The organism is Paenibacillus sp. FSL H7-0714 (assembly GCF_038003765.1).
Taxonomy (GTDB): Bacteria; Bacillota; Bacilli; order Paenibacillales; family Paenibacillaceae; genus Paenibacillus_AQ.
In genome coordinates this window covers 2,008,493-2,023,286 of the sequence record NZ_JBBOPT010000001.1, presented here as the reverse complement: position 1 = coordinate 2,023,286, position 14,794 = coordinate 2,008,493, and the positions used below count along the sequence as shown (strand labels likewise).

The window sequence follows — 14,794 nt, the reverse complement described above, 5'->3', positions numbered from 1 at the left end:
TAATAAATATCCAACATTGCGATTACAAATCAGCTTGCAGAGTATCCCAATTGATACCATCATTTACCCAATACATCAAGTCTGGAAACACTCCGACGTATATCAGAGCAAAGAAACGTTTAGTAGAATTAATACAGACTATTTATGCTTTATGCATCTACTTTTTTCGACAATCCAGCTTTCTACTATGTACTGATTTAATATAAGTATTACATATTATTAATAGAAAGATCAAATATTGGATAAATTTAGCATAATTAATTGAATTTAATTACAAAAAAAACCGACCAGTGATCTCTGGTCGATCTATTCTATCGTTATAATACCTTCTCCGTAACCCTGCCATTCGCATCAATAATTGCATTATAAGAAAGGTTATTCATTAGCTTGATCGTCTTCCTATTGTAAGAATCATCCATAAAGTTGGGCTGTCCCCCAATAATCTTGACTGGCGTAATCTTACTCGTCACCTGGGCATCATTAATCTCAAAATTCACTAGCATCGAGTGAAGGGTTTTTTCCCCACCACGTGTTGAACGATTAAACACAAAGTTTCCAAGTGAATAATAGATCGGTTTATTTTTGTAGTATTCGATGCCCATCAGGCAATGGCTGTGTGCGCCGAGTATGATATCTGCACCACTATCAATCATCTGTTTGGCTAGCGTGCGGGCGTATTGTTCAGGGTAATCCTTAAACTCTTCATTCCAGTGAATGTACACAATCGTGTAATCATTCTCCTTAGACATCTTCTGAATAGCCGTAAGCATAGGCTGCGAGGTGTACGCTGAGGCAGCTCCCGGTTTATTGTTGCCGGCATACCAAGAAGGCCCTGAAAGCACTCGACTTACACCTAAGATAGCGATCTTCTTCCCCTTTACCGTCCTTGTATACGGTTTGAACGCTTCCTCTACATCTTTGCCTGCTCCTGTATGGCCAATCTTGTTTCGATCCAGATGCACCAGTGTATCAAGCATAGCGTCTGTTCCGAAATCTAAAATGTGATTATTAGCCAAAGATACGCCGTCAATCCCAGCATAGGTTAAGCCACTAAGCACTGCTGGTTTGGACCTAAAGGCAAAGGTTTTCTCTGCTGCCTTCCCTCGAATAGACACTGGCGTTTCCAGATTCGCGAAGGCGATATCTGCCTTTTGCAAGGTAGGTGCGACTTTTACAAACGGAAAGTTCACTCCGTATTTCGCGATCTGATCACCCACAAAACCGTCCAAGAGAATATCACCAGCAAAAGCAAGTCTGATAGGTTCTGAAGATGGCGAAGCTGCACTAGATGCAATCGTAGAAGGGAGGATCAGTGATAATAGAAGTGTAGTAAGTAGCATGCTGCGCAGTACATTCGACCCTAATCTCAAAAAATACAGCCTCCTATCCTCATTATGGAATCTATATTAGCTATTATTCTAGCTTACTGGAAATAGATTATTAATTTAAGGGTAAGAAGACCTGTTATGCCTTTGATTTTTTCAAAACAGCCCGGAAGCATTGTAACCCACCCCACAAATCTGTGGACACAGCATCTGCAGGCAACTCAAAATCCGTCTCCCCCCAATATTGAAAACCAGCCTGCAGCAGCAAATCATTCATAAGATTTAAGTTTACCGTCGGGTAATCAAACGTTAGCACGAGCAGCCCCTCTTCATTCAACGTTCGGTGAAATTCCCGTAAAGTGCCGACCGTATCCTCTAAGGTCAAATGCTCCAGCACTGATATGCAAAAAATAGTGTCAAAGCTCTCATCCTCATATGGAAGAGCCGCAAGATTGGCCTGAGCAAGATGCAAGTTGTTCGTTCTTCTAGCTATAACCTGCTTTGCCGCTTTTTCCCCGATCTCATCAGTAATCGCATCTAGGATGTCCTCCCGGTAAATAACCCTGCTGTCCATATCGCAAGCATAAACCTCTGCACATACCCCAGCTAAATAAAATTTCAAGGGATGAGGAATTCCACAAGCAGCATCCAGCACCACACCATGTGGAGAAATAAAGTTAATACACCACTCATATTCAAAGGGACGGCTCCACCAGGATTCTGGCAAATCATAAATTAACTTCTCACGGCTTGCATCTGAGTTTACAAAAAAACGCGAGACAAAGGGATGTGTTGGCATGGCCAGGACTCCTTTTTAACGGAATTTAAGGTAGTGAGAGTATATTCATGATTTGCTGATTCATTCCATAACCTTACATTGAGCGAGACAAACCCAAAAAAAACGGTTGCTCCCTTAGGAACAGACCGTCTTTAAATATTAACCGTACAAATTTTATGAGTAAAAGGATAGAGGCTTGGCCTCAACTCCATGTTTCTCGATCAAATGATCTAGTAAAGCAGACCATTCCACATCAACCGTGCATTGATCTGGATGAGCCTCGAACCAAGCAATTGACTGCTTTATCCCTTCAGAGAAAGGAACGGCAGCCTGGAAGTCAGGCACGAGACATTTGATTTTACGATTGTCAAAAACACTGCTGACCGCTTGATCGCCGATCAAGCCATCCGCCGTCCCTGGAGGGGAGAAGGCTGTGATAAAGTCTGTAGAGATATGAACCACTTTCGGCTCCACACCTGCCGCTTGCCCAATGGCCGCATAGATCTGATTCCAGTTCAACACCTCATGGGAAGTAATATGAATGGCCTCCCCAATCGCTTCTGGATGCCCAAGCAATCCGACGAACCCTTTGGCAAAATCTGAGTTATGCGTCAGTGTCCACAAAGATGTTCCATCTCCATGGATGACTAAAGGCAAGCCACGACGGATACGATCAATCAAGGACCAAGGATGCTGTCCGCTCGTGAGTGCCGCAGGGATGGCTGTATTTCCGTAAGTATGGGAAGGACGAACAATCGTAACCGGGAATCCGCTGTTCTTGTGAGCTTCCATCAATAGCTGCTCGCAAGCAATTTTATTTCTCGAGTATTCCCAATAAGGATTCTCCAGAGGTGTCTCTTCTGTGATTATATAATTACGCTGTGGCTTCTGATAAGCCGAGGCCGAGCTGATAAAAATGTACTGCTTCGTTTTACCTGTAAACAGGTCAATATCTGTCTGCACATGTTCCGGTGTAAAAGCAATCCAGTCTACCACTACGTCAAATTCATAATCTCGCAATACTTCGGCAGCCTCCGCCGGATTACGAATGTCACCTTGAATCACCTTCGCCCCATCCGGAACGAATTCGCTTCTTTGTCCTCTGTTGAACAAATACAGCTCTATTCCTTGTTCTACGGCGAGCGGGGATACAGCCTGGCTAATCAGTCCCGTACCTCCGATAAATAATACCTTCATTTCACACACTCCTTATAGAGGATGTTCAAAAAGCGTACTTTTTGAACTCTCATTTATAGTAAAAGTAAACCTGGCTCGTCATTTATTCGTTAACGTAATCTCGCCATAAGTGCTTTGGCTGCCAATTCAGCAACTTCTTCGCCTTCGCATTGCTAAGTAACGACTCATGGCCTTCCAGCGGCTGGCGGAAATCCGTCACCTCTGGATAACGTGCGGCCATTAACTCTCTGCTAGGAACAGCCATACTGGTCTCATCTGCGCATATATTAAGAGCAACTGCGCCTAATCCGTCCGTTTCAATCGCCAATTGGCAAGCTGTCGCTACATCCCGTGTATCAATATAGCTCCACAGAATCCGATCACGCTGCGCGGGATCATGAATAAAGGAAGGGAAACGTTCATACGTCGATGGGTCAATGACATTTCCGATTCTTAGGGAAACGACTTGTATACCCGTTCTGCGCTGGAACATCTCAGCTGTCTTTTCATTCACAACTTTAGATAGACCGTAGCTGTCTTCAGGAAGTTGTGGATGATCTTCATCCATCGGTACATACTGGGGTCCCAACGGGTTAACCGCAAAACAGATCCCGTAAGAGGATTCACTGGAAGCAATAACTACTTTGCGAATGCCTAGTCCAGCAGCAGCCTCCAGAATGTTATAGGTGGATACTACATTATTTTGAAAGGTGACTTCACTCGTCTTTATATTTGCGGCTGGGATCGCAGCCAGATGCACAACTGCATCAGCGCCTGCTAGTACGCCGTACACTTCACCTAAATTATTCAAATCAGCAATGATCGTTTGGCACAAGGAATCTGGAGATTTTTGCGTATCCACATTCACAACCTCATACCCTTGCTCAACAAAATGCCGGACCACCCATCTGCCGAGCATCCCGCTTCCGCCAGTAACAACTACTTTCGACATGATCATATCTCCTTTTTTATGAATCTATCTCTAGTTAAGAATCTCTTCAATTTTCTTCAAAATATCCTCGGAAAGTTCTATTCCCGAAGCCTTAACATTCTCTTCTACCTGCTGCGGACGACTGGCACCCACTAGCGCACTTGCTACATTAGGCTGACGCAGAATCCAAGCCAGAGCCAAGTTTCCAACAGAAATATTCAGCTCCGCAGCTACCCCGCTTAGTTGGCGAACCTTTTCAATCTTCTCTTCTGTAATCGCCTTTTTCAACCGATCCAGCTTAGCCGCACGGCTATCTTCAGGGATGTCCGCGTTATACTTACCAGTTAACAGCCCTTGAGCCAGTGGAGAAAAAACAACCTGTCCAATGCCACGTCGCTCGCCGAGCGGAATAATTTCTTTCTCAATATAACGTTCAAACATATTATAAATCGGTTGGTTAACCACGATATGATCCAGTAAATAGCGGTCTGCTACAGCTAGCGCATCTGTCATTTGCGCCGCAGTCCACTCACTTACACCGACATAATATACCTTGCCTTGACGAACCAGATCATCCAGCGCACGTAAGGTCTCTTCAATTGGAGTTTCCGTATCGAAACGATGGCAATACATAATATCCACGTATTCTACGCCGAGACGCTGCAAGCTTGCGTGACATTGTTCCGTAATATGCTTGCGGGATAGACCACGATCGTTAGGTCCCGTCCCCATTTCGCCAAATACTTTAGTGGCCAGCACATAGGATTCTCTCGGATAGTTCCGCAAGGTCTCGCCTAGCACTTTCTCAGCAGCACCCTTTTCGTAAACATTTGCCGTATCAAAAAAATTCACGCCTAAGTCGTAAGCGGTTTCAATGGCTTTAACAGCATTATCTCTTTCTACATAGCCTCCGTATGTCAGCCAGCTTCCCAGACTAATCTCGCTAACTTTTAGGCCTGTTCCACCTAATCTACGATATTTCATAATAACTGCTCCTTTCCATAGTTCCGTGTTATGATTTCGGCAGGTTGCCTAACGCACATATTCATTCTAGAATAGTTTGTATATAATAGGAAGAAGTGAAATTTAGTTTACTATATGATCTCTAGAGTAGTTACTATACAAGAGTATAGTGGCACCAAAACAGGAGGAGATTCTTTGACAACAGCTAAATCTAGCAATAATTATATCCCTAAAACCCCACTTACTATTGAATGTAATGTAGAAAAAACACTTGAGGTATTGGGCGGAAAATGGGCTTTTCTTGTACTAAGAGAGTTATTCGACGGTACCCAACGCTTTGGAGCGCTTCAACGAAAAATTACTAATGTCAGCCCTCGTGCTTTGACTAGTACTCTGCGCCATTTAGAGGAACACGGTGTACTAGAACGTCATGTTTTTCCTACCGTACCGGTAACAGTGGAATATTCTTTAACTCCAAAAGGTGAGGATTTGCATCAAATTTTGAAGGAAATGAAGCTATGGTCGGCCAAATGGACGTAGCATAAATGGTAGGTTGTGATATGATCAAAATAGCCCCGGGATCATCGTTCCCGGGGCTTCTTTTTTACTATACGATCTAGTATTTATCCACAACTGCGCCGAGTACTGCCGTATTTACATACGGTTTTCCTCTAAGGCTCTGAAGCTCCTTAGCAGTTCCTGTAACAACAACTCCCAATAGCTGTACGTCACTGGCATCCGGTGCCGCTTTATCCTTTTTCAAATAGTTCGAGATTCGCTCAAATTCTCCGTAATACTTGCCCTCTTTCTGAAGCCCATATGCTAGTGATTGTAAAAAATCCTCTGGTTTCGGTTTAAATAACCCTTCCCAATTGACACCGTAACCGTATACTTGTCTCGCTGATTCCGGTAATGCATATTTATTCGGGCTGTTGTCATTCGTAATAAACTCAAGCTTCTTTTTATTGTCATACGTATCTACCCAATACCACTTCTGTGTCAGCTCTGTTGGCAGCATCTTCTCTACTTCTGCTTGTGTATAGCTTTTATCAAATGAAACTGCCATTTCTACCAGCTTACCAGGTTTCATTTGTTCAAGTGCAGTTAGGTCATTCAACACCTTTCCGTTATAATTCACCCCAGGTACATAGAACATCATTTCCCGCTGTCCATTTTGACTGTTATATCCTCGGTAATATTCATAATTTTGGCTGGTCATTACTGGATCAGGAACATTTATACTAGAGTAACCCCTATTAAGCAGAGAAAAGCGGCTGCTCATACTGAATTCCAGCTTTTTAGTATCCCACACGACAGGTACACCCTCAACAACCTTGTACGTATTCAATTCAACTTTGCCCGATAAAAAGCCTAAATCCAGCTCAGTTCTCAGCTCATGAAGATTAGGACTGCTAATTTCCATCATAATCCTCTCCTCATCCAGACCACGCATCGCTAACCAGCTTGTCAGTTGAGTGATACCGAGCATGCCGCTAAGCAATACAATAATGGTCACGATCAGAGAAATGACCGTATTACGGATCATTGTTTTTCGTTTTGCTTTCTTAATTATTTTTGAAAGGTTTTGATCATCCTTTTGTTCCCATGGAGCCGTCATTCCGCTTCACCTCTGTATTTTTTTTGAAATTGCTTGCGGGCACGAAACAATGCCGATTTGACCGTATCCGTTGTGATCCCAAGGAGCTCAGCTATCTCCTGATAGGACAGCTCCAGCTCGTACTTCATAATAATGAGCTGTTTGTGGAGAGGAAGAAGCTCATCTAGTATACGTTCGATGTCCTCTCGTTTCTCTTTTAACAGCACATGATCCTCCGGCAGTTCCATATCAGGCACATCCACATAACCAATAGGAATGACTATCCGCTTGCTGCGGCGGCACAGATCATAATAACGATTAATCGCCACTTTATATAGCCATGCACTGAATTTGTTCTCATCAATGGAATCGATATACAAAAGCGCCTTATACACCGTATCCTGTACAATATCTTCAGCATCGGCTGCAGGTGCCCCGAGACGAATCAAGTATTTTTGGATTTCTTGCATTTTCGGTTGAAGTATCTGATGTAGCTGCCCGGGCTTCATCCTGCACCTCCCTTCGTATGTATAACGGTTAAGTTCTCCAAATGTTAGCTGATAGTAGAAAAAACTTATAAAAGAAAAGTTACACAAAAAAATCCCCTTACCGCTAACAGTATATAGATACCGTATAGCGTAAGGGGGTTCTCTTTTTAAAAAATATTTATTCACTTATAAAAGATTCATTTATTTTACCTCAGGAATGTATTGCTCTCCACCAATTTGCTGTCTCTCAAAGGAATGGTTCATACTAGCTTCCTGAATGTGTCCGTACGCCCAGTGTTTATCGCTGACGTCTTTCCACTTCTGCTGTGCTCCATGCAATGGTCCTCTGCCCAAAAGTCTGTTAATCATCACAACGGCTTCTGCACGAGTTAATGTCTGATTCGGACGGAATGTTCCATCCAAATATCCGTTGATAATACCAGTTGCTTTGGCCCCATCAATCGCATTTTTTGCCCAATGTCCACTATTAATGTCTTTAAAGCTGCTGGTACCACTTTGTGCATTATCCAGCAAGCGCTCTACAATGATAGCCATTTCTGCACGAGTAATTAGCTGATTCGGCTTAAAGCTGCCATCTTCATACCCCTTCATTAATCCTTGTGCTGTAACTATACTAATAGACTGCAAAGCCCAATAAGTTGTATCTACATCTTTATAAGATGAGGAAACTTGTGCTTCATTCTTACCCCATAACCGTGCCAAAATCGTTGCCATTTCCGCACGGGTAATCATTCGTTCCGGGTTGAAGCTGCCATCCGCATAGCCTAAAATATATCCTTTATGCGATTCATGGACTACATTTGGATTGTTAGGTTGTTCCTTGTCCGTGCCACTATTTTTAGTAGGATTAGTGATTGTAGTGCCACCGGACGTGTTCGTTCCTTCCGAATTATTCTCTTTATTCGGCTGAGCGGAGAAACTGACGATTTGAAAACGACTGAACTTCGAAATCTCAAATTGGATCCCTTTTGCTACGCCGTTCTCATATTGAATAGTTCCTGATACCAACTCTGTCGTGCCATCCGTATGTTCGATGAACACCTTTAAAGCGTCTAGGAAAGCTTGTCTATTCTCAGTTGGAATGGTAATTCCACTTAATGGGAGAACAACCTTTGTGGTAAATCCACCAAAGTTTGTTTCAATCTTTCTTGGAAGACCCAGTAAGTTAATCTGATTCCCAGCAGCGGCTAAAGTAACCTTAGGGTCAGTATTCGCTGCTTTTTTAGCCTCACTATCCTCTTGTACGTTCTTAATCGGTACAATTCGGAAATAAAGATCTGTACCCTTAGCTGCTGCGTCTTTTAAAGCTTCCTGACTCAACTTTACAGAACCTTCATCGGTAAAGATATTCATACCCGCATTTCTGTCAGCCAGTGCTGAAACAGCTGCAGCTGGAATCTCTATGGCAATCTCATCTGCCTTATCATCTGCTTGCTGCTTAATTTCAACAGTTAGCGTCCGGTTGTTAATATCTCCATCCTGAGGATTAAAAGAATTCGTCAGACTTTCCACTTTTGACGGATCAACGATAACAGTATCAATCTTAACCTGATTGCTGAGCGTTGTTCTGAGTATGTTCAGACTCTCCGTGTGAATCATGTCATTTGCGTTTGCCTTTACATCAGCCGTTCTTCCGCTCTCTTGGCGTGTATTTTCTTTTTCCTTCACTATGTTCTTGTTAGTAACAACCAGAAGGAAACTCTTTGTGATTTTGGCGGTACCCTTAGAGATCGTAGCGGTAACAATTACATTCTTATCACCAACTTCAGGTCTGTTCACGGTACCATGTTCTTCACCATCTTTGCTGGATAGCTTAAGAACATCGATATTGGTCGAGGTCCATGTAATCTTCGTTCCATGTTTTCCTGTACCAAGCAACAAGAATTCATTTGTAACTGACTCCCATGTATCTCCATCCGAGAATTTAAAAGCCTTATCTACCCCTAATGCTTTAGCAGCATCTCTAACAGCATCCTCATCTGACATTCTGACAATGGTCACTTTAAATGTCTTTGTACGCTTTTCACCAGTCTCTTTGTCAAGAATCGTTGCAGTTAAAGTGACTTCGATATCACTTTCATCAGGTCCAGGCTGAACTACTTTACCCGTTGCACTAACGACATCAGGTTTACTTGATTCCCAAGTGATTGATGTATTTCCAGAAGAACCTTTTTCAGTCAAATATAACGTTTTGGTCACATGTTTCGCATGATCCCCTGCACCATAGATAATATCCAACTTATTGTAATCATTTATTAAATGACTTAAGGATGGCTTCGTGGCATCCGTTGGGAACGGATCATCCTTATCGTTGATTCCATCGCCGTCTGTATCCGCCTTTTTTGGATCTGTTCCGAGCACGATTTCCTGCTCATCTGTCAGACCGTCGTTATCATCATCTGGATCTAGACTATCTGGAATACCATCTCCATCTGTATCCAGTTCACCACCGTTACCTGGCTTCGTTGGATCCGTTGGGAATGGATCATCCTTATCATTGATTCCGTCATGATCTGTATCTGGATGCTTCGGATTGGTGCCTAGCACGATTTCTTGTTCATCGCTCAGGCCATCATTATCATCATCCGGATCTAGACTATCCGGAATACCATCTCCGTCGGTATCCAACTCGTCACCGACTTTTCCCGGTTTCGTTGCATCCGTCGGGAAGGGATCATCCTTATCATTGATTCCATCGCCGTCTGTATCCGCCTTTTTCGGATCTGTGCCAAGCACGATTTCCTGCTCATCTGTCAGACCGTCGTTATCATCATCTGGATCTAGACTATCTGGAATACCATCTCCGTCTGTATCCAGTTGACCGCCGTTACCTGGCTTTGTCGGATCCAATGGGAATGGATCATCCTTATCATTGATTCTGTCATGATCTGTATCTGGATGCTTTGGATTAGTTCCGTTAATGAGTTCCTGTTCATCGGTCAGGCCATCATTATCATCATCTGGATCTAGACTGTCCGGAATGCCATCTCCGTCGGTATCCAACTCATCACCGACTTTTCCCGGTTTCGTTGCATCCGTCGGGAAGGGATCATCCTTATCGTTGATTCCATCGCCGTCTGTATCCGCCTTTTTCGGATCTGTTCCAAGCACTATTTCCTGTTCATCCGTCAGGCCATCGTTATCATCGTCTGGATCTAGTCTATCTGGAATACCATCGCCGTCGGTATCCAGCTCACCACCACCGTTACCTGGCTTTGTCGGATCTGTTGGGAATGGATCATCCTTATCATTGATTCCGTCATGATCTGTGTCTGGATGCTTCGGATTGGTGCCTAGCACGATTTCTTGTTCATCGCTCAGGCCATCATTATCATCATCTGGATCTAGACTATCTGGAATGCCGTCTCCATCTGTATCCAGCTCATCACCGACTTTTCCCGGTTTCGTTGCATCCGTCGGGAAGGGATCATCCTTATCGTTGATTCCATCGCCATCCGTATCTGCCTTCTTCGGATCTGTTCCGAGCACGATTTCCTGCTCATCTGTCAGACCGTCGTTATCATCGTCTGGATCTAGACTATCTGGAATACCATCACCGTCTGTATCCAGTTGACCACCGTTACCTGGCTTCGTCGGATCTGTTGGGAACGGATCATCCTTATCATTGATTCCGTCATAATCTGTATCTGGATGCTTCGGATTAGTTCCATTAATGAGTTCCTGTTCATCGCTCAGGCCATCATTATCGTCGTCTGGATCTAGACTGTCCGGAATACCATCTCCGTCTGTATCCAACTCATCACCGACTTTTCCCGGTTTCGTTGCATCCGTCGGGAAGGGATCATCCTTATCGTTGATTCCATCGCCGTCTGTATCTGCCTTCTTCGGATCTGTTCCGAGCACGATTTCCTGTTCATCCGTCAGGCCATCGTTATCATCGTCTGGATCTAGACTGTCTGGAATACCATCTCCGTCTGTATCCAGTTCACCACCGTTACCTGGCTTTGTTGGGTCGGTTGGGAATGGATCTAAGCTATCTGGGATACCGTCCCCATCCGTATCTGGTTCAGTCGTAAACGTCCAAGCTGCTTTATCCGTAATTCCAGCGTACTTGTTATCGGCAGCATCCTTAAACGCCCCAGCTGCAACAAGGACATAATATTCTGTACTTGGTTGTAGATAGCCCACTTTCACACCGTTGCCAGGCGTTACAATCATTGGATTAAACGTTACGGTGTTACCCAATACATTGACGCCCATAGCACCTGTTTCGAAGCTGTAGACAACACTATCATCAGATTTCTTGCGAATTTCAATTTTTTTACCCCACACATCTTGAACAGCTGAATTGAATGTCAGCTTCAAACTTGTATCCGCTGCTACATTCGTAGCCCCTTTTACCGGCGAATATGATGTAGCCGTAAGATCCGTCTTATCTGGAGCTAATCCTGTCGTGAAGTTCCAAGTGGTCTTATCCGTAATCCCTGCAAAAGCGTTACCTTTCGCATCCTTTATTGCTCCGGCATCAACCTGTACATAATATTTCGTATTGTAGTCCATATATTTTCCGTCATGATCTGACAGCATCAAATAAGGATTGATCCTCACTGTTTTGCCTGAGACGCTAACACTGGTTATATCGCCCATATCAAACGTATAAACAGTACTGTTATCGAGCTCCTTTTTGAGCATAACCTTTTTGCCTGTCACACCTAGTACATTTTCACTAAACGTAAGCTTCAAATCGGAGTCCACTCCAACATTTGTTGCTTCATCAGCAGGAGATAGTGTCGTTACAGTTGGTAGTGTAGTATCCGGTTTGGCTACCATTTCAAAGATCCATGTATTTTCTGCTACTTCCTTACCTACCGCAGGTGACCCTGAGAAATGTCTATATTCCGCAAAACCGTATAGACCTTCATAGCTGTTTCCTGCTATATCTACCAAAGCACCTTGATCAATGGTTACATAGTATTCTCGGCCATAATCCAATTTGGTCTGTTTAATCGTTACTACGTTCCCTGTGATTGTTACTTTATTAGTATCATCAATAGCAATCAATTCTACCTCTTCAGGGGGATGAGATTCATAATAATCTTCAGAATAAAAAGCACTACCCGGTAACATGATTCTAATATATTTTTCTTCCCCCACTAATGCCCTTACTTTCTCGCTGAACTTGACAGTGAGTTCCGTGTTCAGAGGTACTTTTGTTGCATTAATAGCGGGTGCCAAAGAGGTCACTGTTGGAGCAGTTTCATCTGGTGCCACTGTTGTGAAGTTCCATTTCGTCTTGTCACTGATACCTGCATAGCTATTACCTGCGATATCTTGAACAGCTCCAGCTTCAATCTGCACGTAGTACCCAGTACCATACGTCAAATCTGTAGCAGGCTTAATCGATATTTTGTTTCCAGATACCGTAACTTTCGTAGGATCACTCGCTGTAATCGTCTCTATAACACTGTCGTCTGCCTTGTTAAGAATCTTGATCGTTTTACCAGTCACCTTGATATTTTCGCTGAACGCCAATACGAGGTTGGTATTCACTGGAACATCCTTGGCATCATTGGTAGGAGTCAATCCCAATACCGTTGGCGCGACTAGATCAGCTGGGGCTCCTGTTTTGAAATACCACGGAGCTGTGCCAATCTCCATTAGTACATTATTAATATACTGTACCGAAGTGGCAATCCCAACATAATCATTATTGAAGGTATCTTGGAAAGCTCCACTATCCATGGTTACATAATAATATTTATTATTTGCCATGTTTTTTACTGGATTGATCGTAACTTTATTGCCTGAAATCGTCACTTTTGTAGTATCACTCGTGGAAATCCGTTCGAACTCGACAGCCTCAGTATAATTGTTAGATGATCCATCCGAGAACATTGTTCCCGGTACCATAATCCTTATAAATTTCCCCCTGCCCGCTCGTACGTTTTCACTAAAAGTTAGAGTCAAATTAGCATCTGTTGCTACATTCAATTCTTTCTTCGCAGGAGAGAACTCTGTTGCTATAGGTGCAGTGGTATCATTACCGGCGCCTGTTTTGAAATCCCATACCTCAGCACCCGTGAAGCCATCCGGCACATGGACTTGGCCATCAAGAATCTCTATCTCTCCATTCAATCCCTCATAGAGATTACCTGCTGAATCCTTAAACGCTGCCGGGTCGATCTTCACGAAATAATTCGTTTTATAATCTAGGTCAGCAGCTGGGTTGATCTTTACAACATTGTTCGAAATCGTCACTTTACTTGTATCATCAGCGGCGATCGTCTCTATTTTGGTTGAGTTTGCAAGCACCTCCGGATATTCGGAACCACTGGCGTTAGAAGTAACTTGTGGTTTCCAAATCGATATATTTTTACCCGAAACGGCCTTTACACCTTCATTAAAGGTCAACGTAAGGTCTGAGTCGACCTTTACATTCTGCGCATTTTTCTCAGGGGCATATGTCGATACTATCGGCGCATCTTTATCCTCTGGACCACCACTATTCCCGGGGTCTGTATTAACAGCTACAGCTACAGGAACCATGAAGGTACCTACCATAAAAGGTCCTGGGCTGAGATTTATAGTTTTTATTACTGTATTTTTTGTTGTATCTATTACACTCATATTGCTAGCACCATAATTAACCGTAAATGCTTGACTCCCATCTTTGGAGAGACCAATTACATATGGCGTAGAACCCACACTCATAGTTGTTTCCACCTGATTCGTTATTGCATTGACAACAGTAACCGAATTACTTAAAGCGTTAACTACATAAACCTTACTCCCATCCGGACTGACTTCTGTTGCGTAAGCTGGACCACCAACAGGAATGGTAGCTTCCACTTTATTTGTTACTGTATCAATCACATCTAAAGTAGTACCTGAAACTGTCGCTACGTAGATCTTGGAGCCCGCGGGATTAACTGAAAGACCATAGGGTGACGAAGATACCGGAATTTTAGAAATCACAGTGTCGCTCTTAACATCCAGTACAGAGACCTCACTTCTACCGGATTGGGTTAAATACAGACGATCTCCAATCACCACCATTGCTACTGGATTATCACTTACAGATATTGTACGTATCACTGAAAGCGTAGCTGTATTGATCACTGAAACAGAGTTACTGGAGTAATTGGCCACATAGGCTTTACTGCCGTCTGAGTTAAATGCAACGCCATGAGGCCACGTCCCCACTGCAATGGTTGAAATCACAGTGTCAGTGGATGGATCTATAACAGAAACAGTCCCATCCGCTCTGTTAGTTACAAAGACCTGGGTCTTATTCGGATTAATGGCGGCGCTATTCGGCTGATTTCCCACCTTGATCTTCGCCTTTTCCACCGATAAATTCGTTAAATCTATTACATCCACTACACCACTCATAAAACTTGTAACATATGCCTTCTGAAATACCGATGTCGTATCCATATCCGCAGAGTCAGCGTAAGCCATTTCTCCGCCTCTAATAAATAGGGACGAGCTTATGTTGACCAGTAATACAACTAACAGAATGCTGATTGCCTTCTTGGACCTGACTAATCGAAG

At 43.4% G+C, this 14,794-nt stretch carries 9 protein-coding genes; 1 reads left to right on the top strand and 8 read right to left on the bottom strand.

Annotated features, from left to right (window positions below):
• Positions 1-317 precede the first annotated feature (317 nt).
• From NST34_RS08820 to NST34_RS08800, 5 genes are all read right to left on the bottom strand, one after another.
• Positions 318-1,340, bottom strand: a complete 1,023-nt coding sequence (locus NST34_RS08820; protein WP_445667192.1) for a CapA family protein — start codon at positions 1,338-1,340, stop codon at positions 318-320.
• Between the two features lie 124 nt (positions 1,341-1,464).
• On the bottom strand, positions 1,465-2,124 hold the full coding sequence (locus NST34_RS08815; RefSeq protein WP_076283335.1) for a class I SAM-dependent methyltransferase: 660 nt from the start codon (positions 2,122-2,124) through the stop codon (positions 1,465-1,467).
• 153 nt (positions 2,125-2,277) lie between these two features.
• Positions 2,278-3,300: an SDR family oxidoreductase gene (locus NST34_RS08810; RefSeq protein WP_341127580.1), complete on the bottom strand. Its 1,023-nt coding sequence runs from the start codon at positions 3,298-3,300 to the stop codon at positions 2,278-2,280.
• 82 nt (positions 3,301-3,382) lie between these two features.
• The gene (locus NST34_RS08805; RefSeq protein WP_341127579.1) at positions 3,383-4,231 is read right to left on the bottom strand and encodes an NAD-dependent epimerase/dehydratase family protein; all 849 of its coding nucleotides are present in this window, start codon (positions 4,229-4,231) and stop codon (positions 3,383-3,385) included.
• Positions 4,232-4,261: 30 nt separating this feature from the next.
• Positions 4,262-5,194, bottom strand: coding sequence for an aldo/keto reductase family protein (locus NST34_RS08800; RefSeq protein ID WP_149645917.1), 933 nt, complete (start codon positions 5,192-5,194; stop codon positions 4,262-4,264).
• 174 nt (positions 5,195-5,368) lie between these two features.
• Here NST34_RS08800 and NST34_RS08795 point away from each other — a divergent pair, with 174 nt between their 5' ends.
• Positions 5,369-5,713, top strand: a complete 345-nt coding sequence (locus tag NST34_RS08795) for a winged helix-turn-helix transcriptional regulator (protein WP_042186450.1) — start codon at positions 5,369-5,371, stop codon at positions 5,711-5,713.
• 76 nt (positions 5,714-5,789) lie between these two features.
• On the opposite strand, the gene NST34_RS08790 is transcribed toward NST34_RS08795, so the two are convergent.
• From NST34_RS08790 to NST34_RS08780, 3 genes are all read right to left on the bottom strand, one after another.
• Complete coding sequence (locus tag NST34_RS08790) at positions 5,790-6,791, bottom strand: anti sigma factor C-terminal domain-containing protein (protein ID WP_341127578.1); 1,002 nt, start codon at positions 6,789-6,791, stop codon at positions 5,790-5,792.
• Entirely contained in the window at positions 6,788-7,279 is a 492-nt protein-coding gene (locus NST34_RS08785) for an RNA polymerase sigma factor (RefSeq protein WP_341127577.1), read from the bottom strand. The genes NST34_RS08790 and NST34_RS08785 overlap by 4 nt, the downstream gene beginning before the upstream one ends.
• A 180-nt stretch (positions 7,280-7,459) precedes the next feature.
• Positions 7,460-14,701 carry an Ig-like domain-containing protein gene (locus NST34_RS08780; RefSeq protein WP_341127576.1) on the bottom strand — a complete coding sequence of 2,414 codons (7,242 nt, stop codon included), beginning with the start codon at positions 14,699-14,701 and terminating at the stop codon, positions 7,460-7,462.
• Positions 14,702-14,794 lie beyond the last annotated feature (93 nt).

Excerpts from the sequence above, each read along its gene's own strand:
- NST34_RS08820 (WP_445667192.1), bottom strand. The coding sequence starts at position 1,340 with ATGCTACTTACTACACTTCTATTATCACTGATCCTCCCTTCTACGATT.
- NST34_RS08815 (WP_076283335.1), bottom strand. The coding sequence starts at position 2,124 with ATGCCAACACATCCCTTTGTCTCGCGTTTTTTTGTAAACTCAGATGCA.
- NST34_RS08810 (WP_341127580.1), bottom strand. The coding sequence starts at position 3,300 with ATGAAGGTATTATTTATCGGAGGTACGGGACTGATTAGCCAGGCTGTA.
- NST34_RS08805 (WP_341127579.1), bottom strand. The coding sequence starts at position 4,231 with ATGTCGAAAGTAGTTGTTACTGGCGGAAGCGGGATGCTCGGCAGATGG.
- NST34_RS08800 (WP_149645917.1), bottom strand. The coding sequence starts at position 5,194 with ATGAAATATCGTAGATTAGGTGGAACAGGCCTAAAAGTTAGCGAGATT.
- NST34_RS08790 (WP_341127578.1), bottom strand. The coding sequence starts at position 6,791 with ATGACGGCTCCATGGGAACAAAAGGATGATCAAAACCTTTCAAAAATA.
- NST34_RS08785 (WP_341127577.1), bottom strand. The coding sequence starts at position 7,279 with ATGAAGCCCGGGCAGCTACATCAGATACTTCAACCGAAAATGCAAGAA.
- NST34_RS08780 (WP_341127576.1), bottom strand. The coding sequence starts at position 14,701 with ATGGCTTACGCTGACTCTGCGGATATGGATACGACATCGGTATTTCAG.